The 25,722-nt window shown below is 43.6% G+C and carries 25 protein-coding genes; 10 read left to right on the forward strand and 15 right to left on the reverse strand.

Annotation, left to right across the window (positions count from 1 at the left end; all coding sequences use genetic code 11):
• Positions 1–108: 108 nt before the first annotated feature.
• The 7 genes from efp to GSY63_RS08860 all read right to left on the reverse strand — a co-directional run bounded on the left by efp (position 109) and on the right by GSY63_RS08860 (position 8,918).
• Entirely contained in the window at positions 109–672 is a 564-nt protein-coding gene (gene efp / locus GSY63_RS08830) for an elongation factor P (protein ID WP_166585424.1), read from the reverse strand.
• A 55-nt stretch (positions 673–727) separates the two neighbouring features.
• Positions 728–3,571, reverse strand: coding sequence for a M16 family metallopeptidase (locus GSY63_RS08835; protein WP_166585425.1), 2,844 nt, complete (start codon positions 3,569–3,571; stop codon positions 728–730).
• 60 nt (positions 3,572–3,631) lie between these two features.
• Positions 3,632–4,267, reverse strand: a complete 636-nt coding sequence (locus GSY63_RS08840) for an ABC transporter ATP-binding protein (protein WP_166585648.1) — start codon at positions 4,265–4,267, stop codon at positions 3,632–3,634.
• A gap of 107 nt (positions 4,268–4,374) precedes the next feature.
• Positions 4,375–5,157 (reverse strand): acyl-ACP--UDP-N-acetylglucosamine O-acyltransferase, encoded by a 783-nt coding sequence (gene lpxA, locus GSY63_RS08845; RefSeq protein ID WP_166585426.1) that lies wholly within the window; start codon positions 5,155–5,157, stop codon positions 4,375–4,377.
• Positions 5,154–6,554: a bifunctional UDP-3-O-[3-hydroxymyristoyl] N-acetylglucosamine deacetylase/3-hydroxyacyl-ACP dehydratase gene (locus tag GSY63_RS08850; RefSeq protein ID WP_166585427.1), complete on the reverse strand. Its 1,401-nt coding sequence runs from the start codon at positions 6,552–6,554 to the stop codon at positions 5,154–5,156. Before GSY63_RS08850 ends, lpxA begins: the two co-directional genes overlap by 4 nt.
• A gap of 32 nt (positions 6,555–6,586) precedes the next feature.
• Positions 6,587–7,630 (reverse strand): UDP-3-O-(3-hydroxymyristoyl)glucosamine N-acyltransferase, encoded by a 1,044-nt coding sequence (gene lpxD / locus GSY63_RS08855; RefSeq protein WP_166585428.1) that lies wholly within the window; start codon positions 7,628–7,630, stop codon positions 6,587–6,589.
• A gap of 61 nt (positions 7,631–7,691) precedes the next feature.
• Positions 7,692–8,918, reverse strand: coding sequence for an HD domain-containing protein (locus GSY63_RS08860; protein WP_166585429.1), 1,227 nt, complete (start codon positions 8,916–8,918; stop codon positions 7,692–7,694).
• 141 nt (positions 8,919–9,059) lie between these two features.
• On the opposite strand from GSY63_RS08860, the gene porX reads away from it, so the two are divergent.
• From porX to GSY63_RS08890, 6 genes are all read left to right on the forward strand, one after another.
• A complete protein-coding gene (gene porX / locus GSY63_RS08865; RefSeq protein WP_166585430.1) occupies positions 9,060–10,613 on the forward strand; it encodes a T9SS response regulator signal transducer PorX in 1,554 nt (517 codons plus the stop codon).
• An 18-nt stretch (positions 10,614–10,631) separates the two neighbouring features.
• Positions 10,632–10,817: a hypothetical protein gene (locus GSY63_RS08870; RefSeq protein ID WP_166585431.1), complete on the forward strand. Its 186-nt coding sequence runs from the start codon at positions 10,632–10,634 to the stop codon at positions 10,815–10,817.
• 7 nt (positions 10,818–10,824) lie between these two features.
• Positions 10,825–11,184, forward strand: a complete 360-nt coding sequence (locus GSY63_RS08875) for a type II toxin-antitoxin system VapC family toxin (protein ID WP_166585432.1) — start codon at positions 10,825–10,827, stop codon at positions 11,182–11,184.
• Positions 11,165–11,596 (forward strand): tRNA (adenosine(37)-N6)-threonylcarbamoyltransferase complex ATPase subunit type 1 TsaE, encoded by a 432-nt coding sequence (gene tsaE / locus GSY63_RS08880; protein ID WP_166585433.1) that lies wholly within the window; start codon positions 11,165–11,167, stop codon positions 11,594–11,596. Before GSY63_RS08875 ends, tsaE begins: the two co-directional genes overlap by 20 nt.
• A gap of 35 nt (positions 11,597–11,631) precedes the next feature.
• Positions 11,632–12,861 carry an alanine dehydrogenase gene (locus GSY63_RS08885; protein WP_166585434.1) on the forward strand — a complete coding sequence of 410 codons (1,230 nt, stop codon included), beginning with the start codon at positions 11,632–11,634 and terminating at the stop codon, positions 12,859–12,861.
• A gap of 155 nt (positions 12,862–13,016) precedes the next feature.
• On the forward strand, positions 13,017–13,997 hold the full coding sequence (locus GSY63_RS08890; RefSeq protein WP_166585435.1) for a YihY/virulence factor BrkB family protein: 981 nt from the start codon (positions 13,017–13,019) through the stop codon (positions 13,995–13,997).
• On the opposite strand, the gene GSY63_RS08895 is transcribed toward GSY63_RS08890, so the two are convergent.
• A complete protein-coding gene (locus tag GSY63_RS08895) occupies positions 13,990–15,807 on the reverse strand; it encodes an FAD-dependent oxidoreductase (protein WP_166585436.1) in 1,818 nt (605 codons plus the stop codon). The genes GSY63_RS08890 and GSY63_RS08895 overlap by 8 nt on opposite strands.
• A gap of 145 nt (positions 15,808–15,952) precedes the next feature.
• Here GSY63_RS08895 and GSY63_RS08900 point away from each other — a divergent pair, with 145 nt between their 5' ends.
• On the forward strand, positions 15,953–16,471 hold the full coding sequence (locus tag GSY63_RS08900) for a YfiT family bacillithiol transferase (protein ID WP_166585437.1): 519 nt from the start codon (positions 15,953–15,955) through the stop codon (positions 16,469–16,471).
• Positions 16,472–16,583: 112 nt separating this feature from the next.
• On the opposite strand, the gene GSY63_RS08905 is transcribed toward GSY63_RS08900, so the two are convergent.
• The 4 genes from GSY63_RS08905 to GSY63_RS08920 all read right to left on the reverse strand — a co-directional run bounded on the left by GSY63_RS08905 (position 16,584) and on the right by GSY63_RS08920 (position 19,837).
• On the reverse strand, positions 16,584–18,005 hold the full coding sequence (locus tag GSY63_RS08905) for a hypothetical protein (RefSeq protein ID WP_166585438.1): 1,422 nt from the start codon (positions 18,003–18,005) through the stop codon (positions 16,584–16,586).
• Positions 18,006–18,018: 13 nt separating this feature from the next.
• On the reverse strand, positions 18,019–18,819 hold the full coding sequence (locus tag GSY63_RS08910) for a hypothetical protein (protein WP_166585439.1): 801 nt from the start codon (positions 18,817–18,819) through the stop codon (positions 18,019–18,021).
• 27 nt (positions 18,820–18,846) lie between these two features.
• On the reverse strand, positions 18,847–19,362 hold the full coding sequence (locus tag GSY63_RS08915; RefSeq protein WP_166585440.1) for a heavy-metal-associated domain-containing protein: 516 nt from the start codon (positions 19,360–19,362) through the stop codon (positions 18,847–18,849).
• An 85-nt stretch (positions 19,363–19,447) separates the two neighbouring features.
• Positions 19,448–19,837, reverse strand: coding sequence for an HYC_CC_PP family protein (locus GSY63_RS08920; protein WP_166585441.1), 390 nt, complete (start codon positions 19,835–19,837; stop codon positions 19,448–19,450).
• 118 nt (positions 19,838–19,955) lie between these two features.
• Between GSY63_RS08920 and GSY63_RS08925 the strand changes: the two genes are divergently transcribed.
• Positions 19,956–20,531: a hypothetical protein gene (locus GSY63_RS08925; protein ID WP_166585442.1), complete on the forward strand. Its 576-nt coding sequence runs from the start codon at positions 19,956–19,958 to the stop codon at positions 20,529–20,531.
• A gap of 55 nt (positions 20,532–20,586) precedes the next feature.
• Here the strand turns inward: GSY63_RS08925 and GSY63_RS08930 are convergent, their stop codons facing one another.
• Complete coding sequence (locus GSY63_RS08930) at positions 20,587–21,267, reverse strand: OmpA family protein (protein WP_166585443.1); 681 nt, start codon at positions 21,265–21,267, stop codon at positions 20,587–20,589.
• 137 nt (positions 21,268–21,404) lie between these two features.
• A complete protein-coding gene (locus GSY63_RS08935; RefSeq protein ID WP_166585444.1) occupies positions 21,405–22,178 on the reverse strand; it encodes a DUF6515 family protein in 774 nt (257 codons plus the stop codon).
• 186 nt (positions 22,179–22,364) lie between these two features.
• On the opposite strand from GSY63_RS08935, the gene GSY63_RS08940 reads away from it, so the two are divergent.
• On the forward strand, positions 22,365–23,987 hold the full coding sequence (locus tag GSY63_RS08940) for an NADP-dependent glyceraldehyde-3-phosphate dehydrogenase (RefSeq protein WP_166585445.1): 1,623 nt from the start codon (positions 22,365–22,367) through the stop codon (positions 23,985–23,987).
• Between the two features lie 109 nt (positions 23,988–24,096).
• Positions 24,097–24,852, forward strand: coding sequence for a hypothetical protein (locus GSY63_RS08945; RefSeq protein WP_166585446.1), 756 nt, complete (start codon positions 24,097–24,099; stop codon positions 24,850–24,852).
• A 1-nt stretch (position 24,853) separates the two neighbouring features.
• Here GSY63_RS08945 and GSY63_RS08950 read toward each other — a convergent pair whose 3' ends face one another.
• A complete protein-coding gene (locus GSY63_RS08950) occupies positions 24,854–25,708 on the reverse strand; it encodes a fumarylacetoacetate hydrolase family protein (protein ID WP_166585447.1) in 855 nt (284 codons plus the stop codon).
• Between the last annotated feature and the right edge of the window lie 14 nt (positions 25,709–25,722).

Below are 25,722 nucleotides of genomic sequence, written 5' to 3' on the forward strand. Positions count from 1 at the left end.
TCGCAATGACGTGAGGGTGTTTGCCTTGCTTACAATGACACCGGAAATTTAGTAAACAAAAAAGGCTCTAACTAATTAGAGCCTTTAGATTATGATTTAAATTATCAATTAACTTTTTACACGCTCCGAATAAGCGCCGGTTGTAGTATCAACTTTAACCTTATCGCCAATGTTGATGAACAAAGGTACGCGTATCTCCGCTCCGGTTTCTACTGTGGCATTTTTAAGCGCGTTGGTTGAAGTATCTCCCTTAACGGCGGGTTCTGTATAGGTAATTTCTAATTCTACCGATGCAGGAACTTTAGCCATAATAGGCTCATCGCTTTCGAAAGCCACAATTACGTTCATACCCTCTTTTAGAAACTTAACACCGGTACCAAATAAAAACTTAGGCACATTGTGTTGTTCGTAAGTGGCGTTGTCCATAATTACCAGGTCATTACCGTCTTCGTATAGGTATTGATAATCACTGGTTTCTACACGGGCAATGGTTACGTCTTCGTCTGTACGAAAACGATATTCAACCAACTTGCCGCTTTTTACGTTACGCATACGCGCCTGGTAAAAGGCACGTAGGTTGCCTGGTGTACGGTGTATAAATTCTTCTACCTGCACTAACTCCCCGTTAAAACGAAGGATGTTGCCATTTTTTATTTCTGATGCTTTTGACATACTAAACTGATATAGGAGCGCAAACTTAGGGACTTAACTGCAAAATATCAAGCAGTTACTGCGAAACAAGCGGGTCTCCGTCGGTATTTAGTTCAACAATATCATAGCCCAGTTTCTGTAGTCCCGGCAAAATCGCAGCCTTATCGCCTACCAATAAAATGTTTAGTTGGCCAGGTTTAATCCATTCGGCAGCTGTTGCTTTTAATTGCTCTGGCGTAATGTTGGCTATCAACTGATTCTGCGCATCAACATAAGTTGCGGGTAAATTGTAGTCTAAGATCCTCGAAACAAAACGGGCTTTCTGCATGCCGGTTTCGTAACGAAGCGCATCGCCCTGGCTAATAGCCTTTTTCATGTTGGTAATCTCGGCTGCGTCTGGTCCGTTTTGGCTGTAGTCGTTTAACTCTTTCATTAAGGCAACCAGCGCGCTGTCAGTTGCATTAGCGCGGATACCCGATTGGAAGAAATAATCAGCAGAATACTTATCACCTATTACACGGGTGCTTGCACCGTAAGTCCAGCCTTTGGTTTCACGCAGATAAGTATTAACGCGACTGGTAAAATCGGCGCCTAATGGATAGTTCATCAGGTACAGCTTAAAATAATCGCCGGTTGGGTCATATTTTAAATTGGTGCCGTAGCCAACTCTGAATTCGGTTTGTGCGGCTTTTGGAACGTCTATCAAATAGATCTTGGTTTTTGCTACGGCCAACGCCGGTGCCGGTGGCGTAAGATCTATTGTTTTCTTAGGCAGTTTGTTTAAGAAATCCAGCTGCGGTAACAGCTCCGCCTCGGTGATATCGCCAACTACAACCACTTTAGCGCCATTGGCAGTTATGTTATTGCTATAGTAATCTTCAATATCCTTCAGGGTGATGTTTTTAACTGTTTGCTCGGTGCCCGAAGCCTGGTTGCCTAGAATATTGGATGCGCCATAATTTATTTTGGCAAAAGCCGCGGTGGCAATCGATGCCGGTTGCGATTTGGCGATTTTAAACGACTCGAGCGTTTGCTTTTTATCCCGGTTAAATGCCGCTTCTGTAAACAATGGATTGAACAAACGCTCCTGTAACAAGGCCATGGTTTTGGTAAAATTGCCTTTAAGTGATTGTACAGAGAATACAACCCCATCAATATCGCTATTTACGCGGATAGTACTACCCAGTTTCTGCAGTTCGATGCTGAACTGCTCGGCAGTGTATTTCTTGGTGTCTTCCGACATCATGGTAGCAAACAGGCTCGATAGGCCAGCCTTACTCAAGTCCTTGGCCTCTAATAAACGACCGCCTGGCAAGGTTAAGTTAAGGGTAACCAAAGGCACTTCGGTATTTTGCACGCCGATAACTTTTGTACCCGAAGTCAAATCTTTTTTCCAGAATAGAGGCGCTTTAGTTACCGGGTTAGGGCCAAGAGGCGGCGCTACTTTACGGTCGAAGTTATCAACAGCCTTTACATATTTTAAGCCTGCGTAACCGTAGTTTGGTTTTACGTAATGTGTAGTATCTACTGTGTAATTGTTGGCACCGGCAATAGCCTGCTCTTGTCCTTTAGGCAATACGCTTAGAATCACTGCCGATTTACCTTTAACATATTTGTGAAAAGCCGCCATTACCTGTTCTTTGGTAAGTGAGGCATATTCTTTCAACAGATCAGCAGTTTTATTTGGGTTACCCGTAAAGGTCTGAAACTCGGCTAGCTGCGATACCTTGCCCGATACACTTTGCAGGTTGTTGATAAAGCTGGCGGTTACCCCACCCTTAAATTTTTGCAGGTCATCGTCGGTAATTCCACGTTTATCTAACGAGTCTACAGCAGCCATATAAAGCTTTTCCATATCAGCCAAAGATTTACCCGGAAGTGGTACAATGCGGATAATGAATTCACCCGCCAACTCTGACGATTGGCTCGAAGCAGATGCCTGCAATGCCAATTGTTTTTTAACCAGGCTTTGGTATAAGATAGAATTTTTACCCTGGCCTAAAACCTCGGCAAGGCAATCAAGTGCAGGCACATCTTTGGTAAAATCGGGTATGGTGGGATAGTCGATCACCAACATGGGCAGTTTGGCGTAGTTGTCGGTATACGACGCATAGCGATTAGCGGTTAAGCTAACAGGTGCAACTTTAACCGGTTGCACTGCCGGGCAGCGTGGAATGCCGCCAAAATACTTCTCCACCATTTTTAAAGTGGTAGCTGGGTTAATATTACCACCAATAGTTAGCGTGGCGTTATTGGGTCCGTACCAACGCAGAAAGAAGTTTTTAAGGTCGTTAACATTGCTGCGATTTAAATCTTCGATATAGCCGATGGTTAACCATGAGTATGGGTGCCCGTAGGGATAGAGATTTTTGCTCGTGTATTCCGAAGCTAAACCGTAAGGACGGTTATCGTAATTTTGCCCGCGCTCGTTTTTAACAGTTGCGCGTTGTACTTCAAAACGCTCCTGGGTAACCTGGCCTAACAGAAAGCCCATACGGTCGGCTTCCAGCCAAACCATATTTTCTAACAGATTAGCCGGCACGGTTTCATAATAGTTGGTACGGTCGCGATTGGTAGAACCGTTGTTGGTACCACCGTTGCCGATGGTTATTTTATCATGTACGCCTTTGGGGGCATCGTCTGATCCCTCGAACATCATGTGCTCAAAGAAATGTGCAAAGCCCGATTTGCCGATCTCTTCGCGGGCCGAGCCAACGTGATAGGTAACATCAACGTGTACTAATGGGTCTGAATGATCTTCGGTAAGTATTACGGTAAGGCCGTTGGGTAGCACATACTTTTCGTAGGGTATTACAATTTCGCTGCCTTTTTTGGTTACTTTTTCAACAAGTTTGGCTTGCCCCAGCGCAGTGCCGGCAATAGCCAATGCCGAAATCATTGTTAGTACATGTTTTTTCATTAATCAGGAGATTTAAGATATTTTGACAATATAAAAAGATACCCTTAGACAATCAACACGTTAAGGTGTTACAGGTTGTTTTTTATAATCGGCAATGTGGAGCTGATGGTTGCAGAAATCGTATTCGTGCAATTGATTTGAGCACACAATGGTAAGGCGATCGACTGCGAACCTTTGTACCAGGTCGCGGTACCAGTCAATGCCTTGTGTGTCAAGATTCGAAGTGGGTTCGTCGAGCATCAGTATTGGGGTCTCTGAGCAGAATGCCAGCGCCAGTTTGAGGCGTTGTTTCATACCCGACGAAAAGTACTTAATGAGCTTACCCGGGCTGGTATTTAAATTAAGCAATGCAATGATATCTGCTTTGCTTATGCCCGGCAACAAGGATTTAAACTGGAAGTGGAAATCGATCATTTCTGTCAGCGAGAAATCTTCAATTACCTCCAGATAAGGAGCAGCGAGACTTAAATGCTCATAAATGGCCTCGGTTGGAATAACAGAGTCGTTAAGTTGATAGGTAACTTTGCCAGTAGATGGGCCCAGGCTACCGTTAAGAATTTGTAAAAGGGTTGACTTACCCGAGCCATTAGACCCCAGTATAGCATAACTCTCGCCCGAAGTAAAATTGTAGTTAACGTTCCGGAAGATCCAGTCGCGGTTAAAACGACGGCCTACGTTTTCGAGGGAGATGCTTATAGAAGGTTCATGGTTCATAGTTGATAGTTCATGGAATTAAATTTCTTAAACAGCTGTCTTAAAAATATGGCTATGAACTATCAACTATGATCTATGAACAAAGTAATTTAACTATTTCCAAAACCCTTCATGATACCGCGTTGCGAGCCGGTAATGAAGTTTAGGATCTCGTCGCGCTCGGCGGTCGGCCTGAAATCGGCTTCGATAATCTCCATGGCTTTACTCACGTTGTTGTTTTTAACAAACAGTGTGCGGTAAATATCTTGTATTTCGTTGATCTTGTCTTCGCTGAAACCACGGCGACGTAAGCCTACAGAGTTAATACCAGCGTAGGAAAGCGGTTCACGTGCAGCTTTTACATAAGGAGGCACATCTTTACGCACCAACGAACCGCCGGTTACAAAAGCGTGTGAGCCTACCTTGCAAAACTGATGGATGGCCACCATGCCTGCCAATACTACATAATCGCCAATGGTAATGTGCCCGGCAAGGGTAGTGTTGTTAGAGAAGATACAGTTGTCACCAATCTGGCAATCGTGCGCTACGTGGCAATAGGCCATCAAGAGGCAGTTGCTGCCAATTTCGGTACGCCAGTGATCTTTGGTGCCACGGTTAATGGTTACGCACTCACGAATGGTGGTGTTATCGCCAATAATTACCTGCGTATTTTCGCCCTTGAATTTAAGATCCTGCGGGATGCCCGATATTACGGCACCGGGGAAAATTCGGCAGTTTTTACCAATACGAGCGCCCTCCATAATGGTGGCGTTTGAACCGATCCAGGTACCCTCTCCTATTTCAACATCTTTGTGAATAGTTACAAAAGGCTCGATCACCACGTTATCAGCTATTTTAGCCTGTGGGTGGATGTATGCTAACGGCTGGATCATGATTCTTTATATTTTACAATTTGTGCCATTAATTCGGCTTCAACAACAACTTTTTCTCCTACCATACCAATACCCTTCATTTGTGCAATACCACGGCGGATTGGCGCCACCAGGTCGCAACGGAATATCAGTGTGTCTCCCGGCAAAACTTTGTCTTTAAACCTTGCGTTCTCGATCTTCAGGAACAAGGTAAGCCAATTTTGTGGATCAGGCACAGTGTTTAACACCAATATACCGCCTGTTTGTGCCATAGCCTCAATCTGCAGCACACCTGGCATAACCGGGGCACCAGGGAAGTGGCCCACAAAGAAAGGCTCGTTCATGGTTACGCCTTTTAAACCTACTACGTGGGTTTTGGTAAGCTCTAATATTTTGTCGACCAGCAGCATAGGCGGGCGGTGCGGCAAAATATCCATGATCTGTACGGTATCATAAACCGGTTTCATGTTAGGGTTGTAAACCTTTACATGTTTGCGGCTTCTTTCCTTTTTAATAAGCGCCTTGATTTTTTTGGCGAAGGCTACGTTTGCAGCATGGCCTGGCCTGGCTGCCATAATGTGGCCGCGCAATGGTACACCAACTAATGCCAAATCGCCAATCATATCAAGCAGTTTATGGCGGGCAGGTTCGTTTTGATGGCGCAGTTCAATGTTGTTTAAGATACCCTGCGGGGCAACATCAATATCATCACGGCCAAATAGTTTAGCCAGTTTAGCTAATTCTTCAGCATCGATAGTTTTATCAACAACAACAATAGCGTTGTTAATATCGCCGCCCTTAATCAAGTCATGTGCTAATAATGCTTCCAGTTCGTGCAGGAAACAGAAAGTGCGGCATGAGGCGATCTCTTTTTTAAACTCAGATATAGTTGAAATACTGGCGTGCTGGCTACCCAATACAGGCGAGTTATAATCTACCATACAGGTAAAACGATAATCGTCTAAAGGCATTGCTACCATATCAACCTTACGGTCGGGCTCAGAATAGTGTATGTTGTATGGGATATGGTAATACTCGCGATCAGCCTCTTGCTCTTCATAGCCGGCATCGGTAAGGGTATCAACAAAAGGCATCGAGCTGCCATCCATTATCGGCGTCTCGGGCCCGTCGAGGTCAATCAGTACGTTATCAAGTTCTAAACCTACTAAGGCGGCTAAAACGTGCTCAACCGTGCTAACGCTGGCACCGTTTTGAGTTATGGTAGTACCACGCGAAGTGTCGGTTACGTTATCAACATCGGCGTCAATTATCGGCTGGCCGGGTAGGTCAACTCGTCTAAATTTAAAGCCATGGTTTTCAGGAGCCGGGTTAAAAGTCATAGTTACGCTTTCGCCGGTGTGTAAACCTGTGCCCGATACGGCAACCGCTGTCTTAATGGTTCTTTGTTTTACGTTCATAATTTGTAATGGAGACTGCATCAAAATTTGAGTCATATGCTGATGTTCCGTAACTCAGCAATTAATTTTTCCAGTTCGTTTATTTTCTTTTCTAACTCGGGCAATCTGTTAATAACTACCTGCGAGCGCATGTTATTTGCATAAGGGACAGCCGGTGAGCCAGCCCATTTTTTTCCTTCTTCGGTAATGCTTCGGCCAATGCCTGATTGTGCTTGTATTTGCGATCCTTTGGCAATGCTGATGTGCCCAACAACACCCGCCTGACCTCCAATAATTACATTTTCGCCTATTTTGCTACTGCCCGATATACCTGTTTGAGCAGCAACCACGGTATTGGGTCCTATTTCAACGTTATGGGCAATCTGGATCAGGTTATCCAGCTTAACTCCTTTAGAGATAATGGTAGATCCCATTGTGGCCCTGTCTATCGTTGTGTTAGAGCCAATTTCCACATCATCTTCGATAACCACATTGCCAATTTGGGCAACTTTGGTATAAGTACCATCGGTATTAGGCGCAAATCCAAAACCATCGCTGCCGATAATGGTACCCGAGTGAATGATCACATTGTTACCGATAATACAATCAAAGTAAACTTTCACTGCTGGAAATAACGTAGTGTTATTGCCAATTGTTACATTATCGGCTAAATAAGTGTTAGGATAAATTTTGCTGTTATCGCCTATTTTTACATTGGGCCCTACATAGCTAAATGCGCCGATGTAAACATTTGAACCAAGCTGCGCACTGGGGTGTATAAAGCTTGGCTGCTCTATACCTGTTTTGTTAAGCTTTATGGTATTATATTTCTCGAGTAAAATGGAGAACGCACTATAGGCGTTTTCAACACGCACCAAAGTGGCATTAACAGGTTCGGTTAAAACCAGATCGTTGTTAACAATTACTACCGAAGCCTGCGTAGTATATAGATACTGCTCATACTTTGGGTTTGCCAAAAAAGATAATGAGCCAGCCTTGGCTTCTTCTATTTTAGCCAGTTGGTTTACTATGGCTTGCGGGTTGCCTTCTACGGTTCCGTTTAGCAGTAAACCTATTTCAATTGCACTAAATTGCATCGGGCAAATTTAAATGTTAATATCGAAGCAACAAATTATTATAATACAGGCTTTATACGTTTTATATAAGCTCTTTTGTATAACACAATATATATTTTTCAACAGGTTTCACCAGGGCTTCGAGGTTAAGATTGTCGCTTGCCTTGGTTATATCCCGCGTTTCGCCGTTATTCATCAATATTAAAATATTTCCATCATCAAGCTTATAGGCATAGTTGCTAATGGTATCTGTAAATACAAAATAAGAAGCATCAACTTCGTTCACCCCGTATTTCCGCGAAGCATTAAGCAGCAGTTGTGCTACAAAATTTTCGTCGGCAGGTTGGTTGGCGATATCAACATGATACAAATGGCGATGTATAAAATTGGTGCAAAGCGTAGATAAAACCTTATCACCATGGTTCATCCAGGCCTTTACAGCCGCCATAATATCGGTATCATCCAAACAGGTAAACGTTTTTAAATGCTGCTCTTGCTGCATAAACATTTCTTTACTGATACTATTTACCAGGAAATGGTTTAACGCCGGTGTAGAAAAAAGTTTCTCGCCCCCTAATGCAAGCTCTCTGGCACGTTTTAATATTTTACCCAACAGGTTTTCGCCTGCTACAACGGTTTTGTGCAGATACACCTGCCAGTACATTAAACGACGGGCAATCAGAAATTTCTCTATTGAGTAAATGCCTTTTTTTTCAACCACGATATAGTCGTCGGCAATGTTGAGCATTTTAATAATGCGCTCAGAACTGATCACGCCTTCAGATACACCGGTAAAAAAGCTGTCGCGGTTAAGGTAATCCATGCGGTCCATATCCAACTGGCTGGACACCAGCTGATGTAAAAAACGTTTAGGATAAGTGTTATTAAATATCGCGATAGCCATGCTTAACCGCCCGTTGAAAATCTGGTTCAGGCGATCCATCAGTAATACGGAAATATCCTCGTGGGAGATACCCTGAACAATGGTTTTTTCTAAAGCATGCGAAAACGGCCCGTGACCTATATCGTGCAGTAAAATGGCAATAGTAACGGCTTCCTGCTCTTCGGCGGTGATGATGTGGCCTTTATTGCAAAGAGTTTCAACAGCCATACTCATCAGGTGCATAGCGCCCAGAGCATGGTGAAAACGGGTGTGCAAAGCACCGGGATAAACAAGGTGGGTCATCCCCAATTGTTTAATGTATCTTAGCCTTTGAAAGTAAGGGTGCTCGATAAGGTCGAACACCAGATCGGTAGGTATGTTAATGAAACCGTATACCGGGTCGTTTATTATTTTCTTTTTATTCAAGGCGGCAGCTTATTGTGATGCAAAAGTGTTAATTTATTGTAAACCTTACTAAGAGTATCTGTTAAATATTGTTAATTACTTATAATTACATGCAACAATTAGGCTGGCGAAAAGTTATACCCAGATAAATTGACAACAAAGATGCAGGAAACCACAATTCTATGGGCAGACGATGAGATTGATCTGTTGAAGCCCCATATAATGTTATTGAACGAAAAGGGCTATAAAGTTACCACCGTAACCAATGGCCGCGATGCGGTTGATGCGTTTAAGGGCGGTTATTTCGACCTGGTTTTCCTTGACGAAAATATGCCGGGACTTACCGGCCTGGAAACACTATCTGAAATTAAGGCGCTTAATAATGATGTGCCGGTAGTACTAATTACCAAAAACGAAGAAGAACCTATGATGGAAGATGCCATCGGGTCGAAAATAGATGATTATCTGATTAAGCCGGTAAACCCGAAACAGGTATTGTTAACCATTAAAAAGCTTACCGAAAACAAAAGGCTGGTAACTGAGAAAACCACTATGGCCTATCAGCAGGACTTCCGCCAACTGGGTATGACACTCAACGACAACCTGAGTTACCAGGAATGGGCCGACGTTTACAAAAAGCTAATTTATTGGGAGCTTGAGCTGGAAACCCTGCAAGACTCGGGCATGCATGAGATTTTGACATTGCAAAAAGCTGAGGCTAACGTGCAGTTCTCAAAATTTATTGAGAAAAACTACCTCGACTGGATCAAGAACCAGGACAAGGGCCCGATGTTATCGCACCAGTTGTTTAAAAAGAAAGTATTTCCGAAACTGGAAGGTGGCCAGCCGGTGTTTTTTATCCTTATCGATAATTTACGTTACGATCAGTTTAGGATTATTAACCCTATCATCAGCGAATACTTCAGATTAGAAGAGGAAGATACTTACTACAGTATTTTACCCACTGCTACGCAATACGCCCGTAACGCCATATTTGCAGGTTTAATGCCTTTGGATATGGAAAAACGTTTCCCCAACCAGTGGCAGAATGATGAGGACGAGGGTGGCAAAAACCTTTTTGAATCAGACTTCCTGAGTGATAATGTGAAGCGCAGCGTGCGCAAAGAGTGCAAGGTATCGTATAACAAGATACTCAATATCGACGAGGGCCGTGCGTTAAATGATTCGGTAAACAACCTGATGAATAACGACCTGAATGTGGTGGTATACAACTTTGTTGATATGCTGTCGCATGCCCGTACCGATATGCAGATGATCCGTGAGTTGGCCAGTGATGATGCGGCTTACCGCTCGTTAACACTATCGTGGTTTGAACATTCGCCGCTGTTTGATCTGCTTAAGTTTTTATCTACCAAACAGGTAAAAGTGGTTATTACTACAGATCATGGTACCATCCGAGTAAAAAACCCAAGCAAAATTATAGGCGACCGCAACACCAACACCAACCTGCGTTATAAGCAAGGTAAGAACCTTAATTTTAATGCTAAAGATGTATTCCACATCCGTAACCCGCACGATGCTATGCTACCTAAGCTACATGTAAGCTCGAGTTTTGTGTTTGCCAAAAGTGATAACTACTTTGTATATCCTAACAACTATAACCAGTTTGTTAATTTCTATAACGAATCTTTCCAACACGGCGGGATCTCGTTAGAAGAGATGATCATCCCGGTAGCTACTTATAGCAGTAAGTAATATTTAGTATATTTGAGTATGGTTGTAGAAATAAAACAAACAGATACACCAGAAGAGGTGGAAAAGAAGCTTCTTGCCATACGTGAAGAAACTGAAAAGAAAAATATTGAGCGAAAAGAACGAATAATGAAACATTTCGGCTCAATTAAGATCGACATTGATCCGCTCGAACTTCAAAGACAGTGGAGAAATGAATGGGATTAATTTGCTAATGGACAGCAATATCATCATCAAATTTTTAGCCGGCGATAAAGAAGTTCAGAAATATTTTTTGGACTTCTTCCCTGGATTTTCTTTTATTTCAGAATTAGAGGTGCTTTCTGGAATTCAGTTTCAAGAAGGTGGTTACGAACACGCTCAAGGCCTGTTATCTGAATATCAGATGATAGAGTATTTGCCAGAAATGAAGGAAATTGTAATTCGCATTCGTGCTCAAAAAAAAATTAAACTGCCGGATGCTATAATAGCAGCAACGGCTATTTATTATAATCTGCCCCTGGTTTCATCAGATAAGGGATTTAATGGAATTAAAGGGTTGAATTTTGTCTATCATGAACGAACCCTCGCTTAACCTTCAAATAGATTCTATTACAGAACTCGCTGCTGCCGCTCAGCAGCTGATAGATTTTGCAGCCAACCAACGCATATTTTTATTCTTTGGTGATATGGGTGCGGGTAAAACTACATTCATTAAATCGCTGTGCGAGGCGTTGGGGGTTACAGAATCTGTTACCAGCCCTACCTTTTCCATTGTGAACGAATACCGCGGGCATGGGCATACGGTTTATCATTTTGATTTCTACAGGTTAAAAAGTCAGAGCGAAGCTTTTGACATGGGATATGAGGAGTATTTTTATTCGGATGCCTACTGTTTTATAGAGTGGCCCGAGAAAATTGCCGACCTGTTACCAGAACGTTATCTAAAGATTAGTATCAAGGCAATAAGCGAGTCGGCCCGCGAAATTATTGCCGAACATATTTAAATTTACTATCTTCATCGACCAGAGGATTATAGCGCATGAGTTCAGGGTTATATAGTGGGTTTTCGGATGTTGCCAAGCAGGCAATGATGCAACCCCAGGAGTCGATGCTTGAAGTAAAGAGCAAGAAAAACAAGCTTTACATAGGCATCCCTAAAGAAATTACCTTTCAGGAAAACCGTATCACATTAACACCATTGTCGGTAGCATTGTTGGTAAACAACGGCCACGATGTAATGCTGGAAAGCAATGCCGGTAAAGCCGCCAACTTTTTAGATAAAGATTACGCCGAGCAGGGCGCGCAAATTGTACATGATGTTAAACAGGTTTACGAATCTGCCGACATTATTATCAAAGTAGCCCCTCCAACCATGAAAGAGATCGAGCTGATGAAGCCAGGTCAGATCCTCATCTCAACCCTACAACTCTCAACTCTCAAAGCCGAATGCCTGCAGGCGATGATTAATAAGAAGATCACCGCTTTATCTTTCGAACATTTGCAAGACGAAGGCGGCTCGCTTACCGTAATCCGCGCCATGAGCGAAATTGTGGGGGCAACCTCTATCCTCATCGCCGCTGAATACCTGAGTAATGTTTTCGATGGCAAGGGCCTCATGCTCGGTGGCATCACCGGCGTGCCCCCTACCGAAATTGTAATACTAGGTGCCGGTACCGTGGGCGAATATGCTGCGCGTACAGCCATTTCATTAGGTGCCGAAGTAAAGGTTTTCGACCCCTCAATTTATAAACTTCGCCGCTTACAAAATAATATTGGTACAAGAGTATTTACCTCGGTAGTACAGCCTATTGTACTGGAAAAAGCAATAACCACCTGCGACGTGGCCATTGGCGCTATGCGTGCAGATGATGGCCGTAGCCCCTGCATAATTTCGGAGAACATCGTTAGCCGGATGAAACCCAATTCGGTAATCATAGACGTGAGTATAGACCAGGGTGGTAACTTCGAAACCTCCGAAGTAACCAACCACACCAACCCTGTTTTCAGAAAATATGATGTGATTCATTACTGCGTGCCTAATATCGCATCGCGCGTAGCGCGTACTGCTACTTATGCACTTACCAATATTTTTACGCCCATCCTGCTCGATATTGGCGAACATGGCGGCTTGAAAAATGTGATCTGGCAAAAAGCGGGTGTGCGTAATGCGGTATACATTTACCAGGGCCACTTAACCAATAAATACATTGGCGAACGCTTTAACGTACCCAGCAAAGACCTCGATCTGCTGATCGTTTCGCACAGGTAAGTATCACTTTAAAACACATTGCTACAACCTAAAGCTCTCCGTTGAGGATAGGCACTAAAATTGCTTTGCTAAAAGCTGACAAATTGAAGTTTAACTAAACTTTTATTGGCTTACGGTGCTTTATCTAAAGGCATCCCTATAGCAATCTACCATTTATGAAGTTTTTCAACAAAAAATATTTAAGCAGGTGGTGGTGTGTTTTGCAAACCACCTTTACCAGCTTTACAAGTGATAATGGCTTAAAGCTAAGCGCCTCGCTGGCTTATTACACCGTATTTTCGATAGCGCCTTTGCTTATCCTGGTGATTTCGCTTGCTGGTTTGTTTTTAGGGCACGATGCTATAACTAACAGTTTATACCCACAAATTAAAGGTTACGTAGGTGCCGAAGCCGCCGCGCAAATTCAAAGCATGCTTAAAAACATGGAGCTGTCGGGTAAAACCGGCGTAGCAGTTGTATTTGGCATTATAACGCTGATGGTGGGTGCCAGCAGTATTTTTATAGAGATTCAGGACTCATTAAATATCATTTGGCGTGTAAAAGCCAAGCCTAAGAAAGGCTGGGTTAAGTTGCTGCAAAACAGGTTCTTATCATTCTCCTTAATAGTGAGCCTGGGCTTTTTGTTATTGGTATCTATGATTCTGAATATTCTGATATTAGCGCTAAGCAGTAAGCTTCTGCACTTTCTGCCAGGGATAACGGTTTGGGTTATCAACGGTATTACGGTGGGTGTTACGTTTATTGTAATATCGCTGCTGTTCGGTATTATATTTAAGGTGCTACCCGATGTTAAAATTAAGTGGCCTGATGTGCGCTCCGGTGCGTTCTTTACCGCCCTGTTGTTTATGCTCGGTAAATATGTAATTGGGCTTTATATCGAATACTCTGCTAAGACATCGGTTTATGGCGCCGCGGGTTCTATTATCATTATCTTGCTATGGATCTATTACACGGCGGCCATTTTATACATTGGTGCCGAGTTTACGCAGGTGTATGCTGAGGCTAACGGGAGCCATATAGAACCAGCCGATTATGCGGTACATGTAAAACAAACTGAGGTTGAGCAAAATGTAACCACCCTGCCGCCGCAAAATCCCGAAATTTCGGGCAAGTTGCAGAAACCGGCTGCTAGTTAATAAGCTTTCCGCTCAAATCTACACGACGCGCAAACGGATTTAAATACTTGTTGGCCAGCACTGCAAATTCGCGGCGGGTTATTGGCTGTTTCAGGTCGAAATCTGTTTTAAAGTGATAGGCTGTTTTCCATTGTTTTTGAACCTCTATCTGCAGGGGTTTAGGTTCTTGCAAAGTGATCTCACTGATGAACGACAACAAGTTCTCAACAGTAAAATATTCGCCCGGTTTGTTTTTATTGAACCATAGAAACCCCCGTGTGTAAATTTCATTAATAACCGGTTTTACTTCTGCCGTGCGAACGGACGAGTCAGCATTGAAGACAACCTTTAATGCGTTACCACTTAATGGCTGTGTTTGGGTTTGCAACATGCCGGTAGCGCTAACTTGTTGTATCGCCCTAAAGTCGGGATCGCCCCAGGTAATATCACTATATGGCAATATATATCCTTTAAAATCTAAAATCTCCCCCTGTATGGCCCGCACGTTTAAATGATCGGTGGTAGTTTTAAAGAAGGCACAAAACGCGGCAACCGTGCCGGCGCCCTGTCCTAAAACCATTTGCACTGCAGGATTGCATGTACTTGCGCTAACCAGGTGAGTAACAGAAATGGCATTCTCTGTAACCAGTAAGTTATCGAAACCCTTAACAACTACTACCCCCAATGGAATACCATATGCGGGGAACGGTGGGTAAGCAAAAGTGTCGTTACTATTTTGATCGGGATGTGCATCACCAACGCCTATTGCTGTGCGGTATAGTTTAGAGGCGCGGCTATAAGGTTTGTAAATATCATCCAGCACCATATGTACGTCGCCCATGGTGTGCCGGTATTCGCGAATATAGGGAGCGAACGGCAAGTGGTCTGGCGTGTTGTAGGTGTCATCAAATCCAAGGTTTTTGTAACCCAGCTCGGTCTGCAAAAAATAAACTAATCCAAGGGTTTGCAGACGAAGCGACTTAAAAAGCTCTTCTCTTTTTGTGGGTACCAAGTCTTCGGCGCTTACAGCATAGCGGTTACCACATTCAGCCCAGTTAATCAGGTATTCGTCGTTGGGCAGTTTACCATCTGCCAGCAGCTTTTTAACGTCTTTGTTTTTTAAGCAGGCGTATTGGCTGGGGTTATAGCCATCTGGCTTTGAGATAGTTTTATTGGCCGCTTTGCCGTAGTCTTTTAATATTACAGCCCAGGTTAAATCGCGTAAAGTATTTGAAGCGGTTTTGGGGGCGAGTGACTCTCCCTTATCGTGCATGGTTTCGCTCAGGCTATCTAATGAGGCGCCAGCTTTGGTGGCGGCATCCGCAAACTGGGTGGCATCTATTAATACCTTAGTTCTGATGGTGGCTGTAACGCCGTTCTGGTTGATGATAACGTCCCAACCAGTATCATATTTTTTTATGCTTGTCCAGGGGGTATTTAATTTTACAGTGAGGTTCTTAGCTGTGTCGGTCATCTTTTTTAAGATGGCGGCGCCTGTGGCTGGCTCAAACCGAAGCGTTGCGTTGTAAGTACTATCATAACCCGGTGTTTTTTTATAAAATTCAATCACCTTTCTCCTGAACTCGCCATAAATTCCAGACGGTAAATTTTTGTTAGCATCCAGTATACAAATGCCGCCTGCCGTCATGCTGCCGCCCAACCAGGGGCCTGGTTCAACCAATATAGTTTTAAGTTTGCTGCGTGCGCTCTGTAAAGCAGCCGCCGTTCCGCTGGCGCTGCCGCCAATTACCAATACATCCGTTTTTATGGTTTCGGCAAAAGCCGTGTTAATGCAATACAGGAATAGGAAAAACAGGATCTTTTTTGTCATTTCTGTTTATAATAGCAATATCAAAACGCTAATTTGGCGTAATACTTGCCGACCGTAACAATTTTTTCACACAAGTATATTATAAATTATTTTTAATAACTGTTTTAGTCCCCAAATCAATAAGCACAATTAACAACTGAATAAAATGACCGACGAAAGCCTCAGATACCCTATTGGAAAGTTTGTTCCGCCAACTAATTACACCGAAGAAGATATCCGCCAATGGATTACAGATATCAAAGCACTACCAGCTCAATTGCGTGCGGCAGTGATCGGCTTAACCAATGATCAGCTAAATACCCCTTATCGCCCGGGTGGCTGGACCATCAAGCAAGTGGTGCATCATATAGCCGATAGCCACATGAACTCTATCATCAGATTTAAATGGGCTTTGACGGAAGAAAATCCAACCATTAAGGCATATCACGAAGATCGTTGGGCTAAATTAGGCGACTATGGCCTGCCGGTCGAGTCTTCGCTGCTGTTATTGGAAGGCTTACACCAACGGATGGTAGCCTTGTTCGAATCGCTTACCGAAGCGGATTGGAACCGCACATTTTATCACCCCGATGCACAAATAGAAATATCGTTGAAAAGAAACCTGGGGATGTATTCATGGCACGGCAGGCACCATTTGGCGCATATCCTGAATACGAAGTTTTAGAGGGTTATACGTTAAACGTGGGCCGTTTTACGTTTCTAAGATAAAGCATAAAAAAGAAAGGCGCGGGTTACATATCCCGCGCCTTTCTATATTTAGATAAGAAACGTCCAACTTACATGTCCATCATCATATCATGATGTTTGCTTTTCATGTTCATCTTCATAATGGAAGGGCTGATTCGCAGATAAACTTCTAGGCCAACTGGTGCTGAACCATAAAGATAATTCAATGCAGAAGGCGATACATTTAATGTTCCCTGAACGCCTGCGCGCAGATCAGTATTTTTAATAAACTGGCCGAGGGTGCGATTAATGCCTAAAGTAAACGCATTAATGTTATAGTTTGGATTGTACCCGGTATGGTGGTCTTCCAGGTCTAATTCATCGGCATCTTTGCGTACAAATTCATACTTGCCATAAATGGCAGTTTTGCTCAATTGCAAAGTGCTCTCTAACAAAGCCGAGGGTAACGTTTTGCCGTTATCGCTGTAATGGTTTTGACCGTAAACCAGCGTGGTGCTAACGTAACTATCATCGCTCAGCATTTTGGTGTGGATGGCCGAGGCGGTAAAGCGCTTCACGTTCTGCTGTGGTTCTATTTCTTCGGGGCTATGGATCCAGCCGTTAGATACCTGTAGGGCCCACTGACGAGATGGATTATAGGATAACCTCACCGAATACGAATCGAACTTCATAGGATCGAAACCGTATCGAAACTCGTCGGGTTCGCGGCCTTTAAAGGTTGAGCCTTCTATTTTAAAATTATCGACCCTGAAACCTAAAGTAGCAACGCCAAAAGTAATATGCGTTGCATCGGCATAATGATGGCTTAACGGGGCATCGGGGTTACTCATGGCCGAAAGCCGGTGCATAAACACCGGCGGCCCCAAGGCCGGTTCGCCAGGGTAGCCGAAGGAGAAATACAGATCGGAAGCCTTAGAGAGTTGCTGCGTATAGGCCACGCTTAACTCCGAAAACAGATCGTGTGGGTGTTGCTTATCTACCAGTTTATTGCCTTTGTAAGATTCGCCTGTTTGATACAGCAAAGGATAACCGCCGTTACCAACCAAAAAGGCATCGAGCGAAAACATGGTGTTAATAGAGAATAAACCATGCTCACCTACTTTGCGCTGTGTCATCCCCATCAGCCAGTTGGGCGCATCAAATTTGTATTTGCCGCGGCTGCCGCCGTTAAACAGATCCTGATTATTATAGCGAAAAAAGATATTTCCATGAATCATGGTCATCCATTTTTTACCGTGGATCATGTAGGCATTTATCGGCGACTCGTCCGGTTGCCATGAAGTGCCCGAGCCGTCGCGGTTCATGGGCAACGAACGCGAAAACTGGCTTGTCATCATGGGCATATCGTCCATTTGCATGCTTTGCATTTTGCTGTGGTCCATTTTGCTGTGGTCCATTTTCATAGTAGTATCGCTGCTGCTTTTGGTAGATGCAGGGTCGGTTTTATGTTGATGCTGTGCCGAAACGCCGAGGCCCAGCGTCAGCAGCAGAAGTGTGAGTAATGCTTTCATGTGTAGTGCAGGGTTAAAAGATGTTAAACAAATTGTACTCCAGCCTAACCAGGTACATGTTTTCGCTGTTGCGGGTCATGTCGTTCCAGAGAGGGGTTCGGTACGAAAAATCTACCCGGAACACACTATTAAAAATGAGCTGAACGGCAGGTGCGGCATCAACATACCCTTGCCCATAACCAGGGTTGGCTTTACCTAACAATTCGAAATACAGATTTAAATTGGTTTGCTTGTAGTTGGTGTAGTTTTTGGGGAACAATAGATACCCTGCCGATAGCGACCATGCTGCCGCATTATACGCATTCCCATCGGGAATATCATTCTGCGTATTGTTAAAACCACGGATATAACTTGCCGAGCCCGATAATGCCAACTTGTGCAATAGCTGGGTAAATACTACACCGCCCTGTGCGCCGCTATTGTCGCCCTCTAACGAAATTTCCTGGTTAAATATCGGGTTGTTGATGGCCGATACTTTCGCGAAAATGGCCCCCCGAAAGTGCCGTTGAACGCTATCAACAGAAAGGAAACGATATTTGGCATAAACACTCCCACCCTCAAAATGTGAATTAAGGGTGTTAAAGTTCGAGGCATATAACGAACCATGCACCATCAGATTTTTGCTTGCCCCGTACATCAGTTCCAACGTGGTGCGGTTGCGAAAATCTGGTTTAAAATAGCCTTGGTTCTCCAGTCGTACGCCAAGCGAGTTAGTTGCCATATTGCTGGCAGGCTCTGTATTTACATACAACTCCTGCGCAAAGGCAGTTGCTGCCGATATCCATATCAGCAGCAACACGTATAAGTACTTCATCAATCAGTATTTGCTGACTTTTGAACCTTAAATAGTTACATGGTAAACGCGGCTGCCATCCATTGTGCCAGATTTATAGCAGGCAATAGGCATGGCCGCGTATTTTTTATAGGTAGATGCAGGGACGAAGTTTTTATCCAACACGGTAACAGCAACCGGTCCATCGAGGGTTTTATCGCCCACATTTAAAAAGTGGTACATGGCGCCGTTATAGTTAAAGTGGTAGTTGTTACTCACCTTAACATTATTAAAATCGAAGGTAGCTTTAAGGCTGTTAACCGAAAAGCCGGCGCTTTGCACTTTCTGACTAATTTGATCTAAGCTAACGGGCACATCTTTCTTAAAGGTGATGATAAAAAGATTGCGGTTAAGATCGGTTTTAATATCACCGATGAAGTCGAGTTTGCGTAATGATTTTTCGGTTGCGTTTGAGCACATAGAGCAGGTAAGGCCGCTTACCTGTAATTCGGCCTTGGTAAATTGTGCTTTTGCTATGCTGATGGTGGTAACCAATAAGGCTACAAATATTTTAAGAAATTTCATGATCTTTAAATTTTGAATAAATAATTAAATGCGTGGATTTTAGCCTGCGCGAAAGCGCGACCAGTTTTGGGCAATAATTAATTACTCAGATCCTGAAATTTTGATTGGCGAGATAAATGGGTGGCTGACTGCTTAACCCGCCCGGTGGCCCGCGGTTAAAAGCAACAGCTGCTGGCTGGACTGTAAAGGCCGGGGCGAAATCAATAAAAGAGGTCTTCGGCAGATCAACAACAAAAGTTTTGGCTAAGAATGACAACGATGAAACTTCGTGGCCATCTTTTACCTTAACTTCAACCTTTTTGTCTTTGCAGCATTTCATGGCTTTAACCACGCGCAGGCTGCTGCACTTTTTAACCGGCTCGTTAATTTTTACAGACGATACCTGGTTAAGGCAATAATGAAAGTTAATGGCAAAGCCAAGCACCGTTACTGTATACAGTAAGGACAAAGACAATGCTATCGACTTTTTAATCATTGATACAAAGTTAGGTAATGGATATGTAAATACAATGCCATAAAGTGATGTAGAATAATTTATTAATGAGAACGCGGACAAGTATATTGCGATCATATCTAAACAAGTTTCCGATTCTATGGATAGAATTTACTTTTTAATATTTACACCCGACAAGAAATTCCGGTTCACGCCTAATTGGATAATGCTCATCACATCTACTTTGTTAATAGCCTACAGTTGGCTAATTCAAGGTGTTCCGACAGAGAGCATTTTAATTACATGTAGAGATTTGTTTTTAATAGCTGCGCTTTTAGTTGGTTTATATTTCACGGTTGGCGCTTTCTGGCTCTACGAGCCGCTGGAGGGACTACTAGAAGGAAGAATTGAATTTGAAAAAGACAAGATTAGGGTAAATGAAAAAATATACGAATTAAAGGATATTATCAACCTCAATTTCCGCTTCAATAATTTTTATGGAGAGAGGCTTGTTCGACTTGGGAAGAGCTTTAACGGCCTTCTTTCCCAAGGGGTTAATAATTACGTGGAATTTAAAGACCAAAATGCTGAGGTGTATGGGTTCTACTTTAGATTGGATGCTAAAAATGAATATCTTTCTTTAGCGCCATTTATCAACGAGGCTATAAAATTAAATAAGTTATCATTAGCGAAGGGTGTCGAACTTTTAGGTATTGAGAATATAAACAGTGATTAAAGCATAAAAAAAAGCCCGCTCTATGCAGAGCGGGCTTTTCTAATTAGTACATATCTTAATTGCTTGCTTGTTTAGCTTCTGCTTTCATTTGGTCGTTAGCGACGATTACGATTTCTACACGGCGGTTTAGTGCGCGGCCGTCTGCTGTTTTGTTATCGCCAACTGGTTCGGTTGGACCTTTACCTTGGGTGCTTAAACGGGCACCGTTAACGCCTCCGGCAACAATTTCACCTTTTACAGATTCCGCACGTCTAACAGATAAATCCATGTTGTGGGCAACGGTACCGGTACTATCGGTATGGCCAATGATCAGGATATTGGTTTCCGGGTTTTTAACCAGCGAAGCTGCAAGGTTATCCAGGTTGGTTTTGGCTGCTGATTTTAATGCTGTTTTATCAACATCAAATAAAATACCCGAGTCAAATTTAACCACAATACCTTCGCCCTCACGTTCAACAGTAGCGCCCGGTACGTTTTGTTTAATTTCTGCTGCCTGGCGGTCCATTTTACGGCCGATAAAAGCGCCTGCTGTACCACCTACTGCACCACCAATAATGGCGCCTAATGCGGTATGACCAGTGGCGTGGCCAATTAATGCACCAACGGTACCGCCTGCACCTGCGCCAATGGCTGCACCTTTTTGTGTCTTGGTAAATGAGTCGCAACCTGATGCAACAATGCAGAATGCGGCTATGATAAGGGCTAAAAACGTTGATTTAATTTGTAATGCTTTCATTTCGAGATTAAGTTAAGTTGATGCAATTGTGTGTAATGTTTTCATTACAATTGAAATGAAGATTGGTTTCAAAAAGCGTTAAAATAAAAAGGGGGAACGGCATAAGCCACTCCCCCTTTTCTGGATAAAAATTAAAATTATTTATCTTCCTGATCGTCGCCCGGAATGCTAACAACACGGTAGCTGGTACGGTCGCCGTTTTTAACTTCTTCTAAATAAATATTATCCGTCGTTACCCAGTACTTTTTGTTGTTCAGGGTAATTTTTCGTGAGCCTTCCGGTAGTTGATCTGTCATGTCGCCAACATGCGGCATAGGCGGCACGCTGTTATCAACAGCAGTGCTGTCTGGGTTCATACCTTCGGGATTGGTGTTTAACACACCATCTTTTCCGGCAACTAAATAAACATGTTTGTTATCTGGGGTAATGGCATCCTTATAGTAAACACCGTTAAACTCATAATACTGGATGCCGTCTATATTTATGGGTTGTGCGCCTTTAGGTAATGAAGGAACCTCTGCGCCGACAGGCGGGGTTGTTACCTGGTAGCCACCATTTGCACCTGGTTGATAAAATATGCCACCGGCATAGTAATATTGGTTAGGCCCCCATGAAAATCCATAGTACCCGTAAGGTAATGCGCCCACAAAACCAATGCGCGGATAGCCGAAAGAACTGTAGTAGCCGCCGAAGCCGCCAATGCCAATTCCTACACCAATGCCCACATGCGGATAGCTGTAACGCACGCCACCGCCATAATAGCCACCACCGTGGTAACCGCCGCCATAGCCTCCTCTGAAGCCGCCGCCTCCGCCGTGAAAACCTCGTTGTGCGCTGGCTGTAGGTGTAATAGAAAAGATAAGTAAACCTGCAAAAAACAGGGTAGATAGGGGTTTTAAGATAGTTCTCATGATATGAATGAATTATTAACGAGCTTTTTTACAAAAAAATTATATCGTCTTAAATATAAAACTGTTATTTAGACTAAAAGACCCGCACGGGGTTTAACGGTATTTATAAAAAATATTGCCCTGCATTCGCTAAAAATTCGTGTAACAATCAATCATTATATCAACTTTTACAATTAACCAAACACAATGAGTTTTCAAGATCAAATCAGATCGCTGTTTGTGGAGGAAAGCCAGATACCGGAACAGTTCCGTATCGAAGAACTCCACCAGCGTGAATACCTCAGCGGGGGTGAAATGAAGAAATGGGATGGCGAGGTTAGCCAGGTGTACTCACCAATATGTATACCTACTGCCGATGGCCTGAAGCATAAGCTGATCGGAACTTACCCGCTCGGCACCGAAAAGGAAGCGAATGAAGCATTAGAAGCCGCTATGAAGGCCTACGATAATGGGCGTGGCGAATGGCCAACCATGAGTGTGGAAGGGCGAATTAAGTGTATGCAGAAGTTCATCTATAAAATGATTGAACAGCGCGACCTGGTAATTAGGCTCATTATGTGGGAGATTGCCAAATCGTACGCCGACTCGGCTAAAGAGTTTGACCGCACGATTGATTATATTAACCAAACCATCGACGCATTAAAGCAACTCGATCGTAAATCGTCAAGGTTTGAAATTGCTGAGGGCGTGTTGGCGCAAACCCGCCGTGCACCAATTGGTGTTGTGTTGTGCATGGGGCCTTTCAACTACCCCTTGAACGAAACGTTTACTACGCTGATCCCGGCGATTATCATGGGTAATACCATTTTATTTAAACCGCCGAAACACGGTACACTGGTACATTATCCCTTGTTAAGGGCTTTTCAGGAATCATTCCCTGCCGGTGTGGTTAATACGGTTTACGGCCGTGGTGCTAATGTTACCCCATCGCTAATGGCAAGTGGTAATATCAATGTGCTGGCCTTTATCGGCTCCAGCAAAGTGGCTAATGATTTGAAGAAACGTCATCCTAAGATCAACCGACTGCGTGCGGTATTGAGCCTCGACGCTAAAAATGCTGCTATTGTTACAAAGCATGCCGATCTTAAACTGGCCGTTAGCGAGTGTATTTTAGGGGCTTTGTCGTTCAACGGACAGCGTTGTACTGCGCTCAAGATCATCCACGTGCACAAGGATGTGGCCGATGAGTTTTTGCAATTACTAAGCGAAGCTGTTAACAATCTTAAACCCGGGTTGCCTTGGACACCGGGAGTTAATATTACCCCCGTTGCCGAGCCAACCAAACCAGGGTATTTACAGGCATGTATTACTGATGCTATTGCACATGGTGCCCGCGTGGTTAACGAAAACGGCGGCACAACGGTAGAGTCGTTCGTATTCCCGGCGGTAATTTATCCGGTTAAAAAGGAGATGAAGCTTTATCTGGAGGAACAATTTGGTCCGGTTATCCCGGTATTGCCTTTTGATTCTATCGAAGAACCAATCCAGTATCAGATCGAGTCGCCGCATGGTATGCAGGTGAGTATATTTAGTAATGATGCACAGGAAGTCGCTAATTTGATAGACCCTTTTGTGAACCTGGTGAGCCGGGTAAACATTAACAGCCAAAGTCAGCGCGGGCCAGACGTTTTCCCATTCACAGGACGGAAAGATAGTGCCGAGGGTACCCTGTCTGTATTTGATGCTCTTCGCTCATTCTCTATCCGCTCGCTGGTTGCTGCTAAAGTAAACGACACTAACAAGCAGCTCATCAATGAGATTGTTAAAAACCACGATTCTAACTTTTTAAGTACCGACTTTATCTTCTAATAGACAAATACTTAATTGTAGCATATTAAGCCGGCGCCACGTAATAATGGTGTCGGCTTTTTTATTAAAAAAAGCGATATCTTTCGAACACCTGATATTAAACTTTTTGATGAAACCTTACCTTATTGCTGCAGCCCTGCTGCTTATGTTTTCTTCGTGCGCTAAGCACTATTTTCCATCTGCCATGTTCCAAAATGATGTACAGTATATGACTAAGCCCCATTCAAGTGATTCGGTGCGGCATGGCACCTATGCATCGGGTGCGTTTATAGGAAACTTCAACATGGGCAATATTAGCGAAAGTGGAGACGCGGGATTGTTGAACGTTTACCAATCCTACACTTTAAAAGATCCTAAATTAAGTATCAGTTACGGGGTTTTAGGATTTGCGGGCAATTATTACGGACATCAGGAAAATAATCCCGACGGGTTTGATAAGAGCTTTTATGGCTTTGGGACCAACTTCTCTATATCTCCCTATATTATAGGTGACAAGATCGACTGGCATTTAATCGGCCTCGACCTGGTTTACACCAAGGAGTTTGGCGATTATGCTGCTTTCAGGCAAAGGGGAATCAATACGGAGAACTATACTTTTTATCGCAAAACAGATTTATTTACCTACGGCATTTTTACCGAGGCTTTGGCAAAAGTATCACCCAAGGTGTCACTGGCATTTAAAGTTGGCCTTAATAATACCCCTGGCCAGAAACAATACATTTCCGGCTTGCCTTTCGATAATGTTGGGTTCAACGCGGCTGTAAATATTAAGCGTGCTACCATAGGACTTGCCTATAAATTTATGCCAACTGATGTTTGGTTGTCACCATCGAGTGTGCAGCTTGGTGGCGGATATCGCTTTTAAATTACATGCTTGTATACGCTTTCACGGTTTGCCTTTGCGAGCCAAGTCCATCTATGCCTAGCTCAACAACATCGCCTTCTTTCAAAAATACAGGTGGTTTTAGTCCGATTCCCGATCCGGCCGGGGTTCCGGTTGATACAATATCTCCGGGTAAAAGCGTCATAAACTGCGTGATATATGATACGAGGTAATGGGGTTTAAAGATCATATCGTCGGTGTTGCCATTTTGCATTGGCTTGCCGTTTAAGTTTAGCCATACGCGTAGATTGTTGATATCGTCTACTTCATCTGGCGTAGCTATAAATGGCCCCATTGGTGCAAAGGTATCGCAGCCTTTACCCTTATCCCAGGTGCCGTTTCGCTCAAACATAAAAGCGCGTTCTGATACATCATTGTGCAGCACGTAGCCTGCTATATAATCTGCAATGTCTGCCTCATCAACGTAAGTAGCCTTTTTGCCAATAACTACTGCCAGTTCGCATTCCCAATCTGTTTTTTCGGAGCCTTTTGGTATGATGATCTCATCATCCGGTCCATTTAATGCCGTATTGCTTTTGATAAAGATAACCGGTTCGGACGGAATCGGTGCGCCCACCTCTATCGCATGGTCTGTATAATTAAGGCCAATGCAAACTATTTTCGACGGCCTGGTAGGGCTGCCTAAACGCACATCGTCGGCTATTGGGGTAAGTTTGTGTTTCTTTTTGGCAATTAGTGCACTTAGCTGCTCCATGCCATGGTTAGTAAAAAAAGCTTCGTTGTAATCATTTACGTACGCCGAAACATCGTATTTGATATTATCTATAATCACACCGGGTTTCTCTTGCCCGGCTTGCCCGTGTCGTATCAATTTCATGGTAGGTAATGCTT

Source organism: Mucilaginibacter agri (assembly GCF_009928685.1).
In the GTDB taxonomy this organism is placed as follows: domain Bacteria; phylum Bacteroidota; class Bacteroidia; order Sphingobacteriales; family Sphingobacteriaceae; genus Mucilaginibacter; species Mucilaginibacter agri.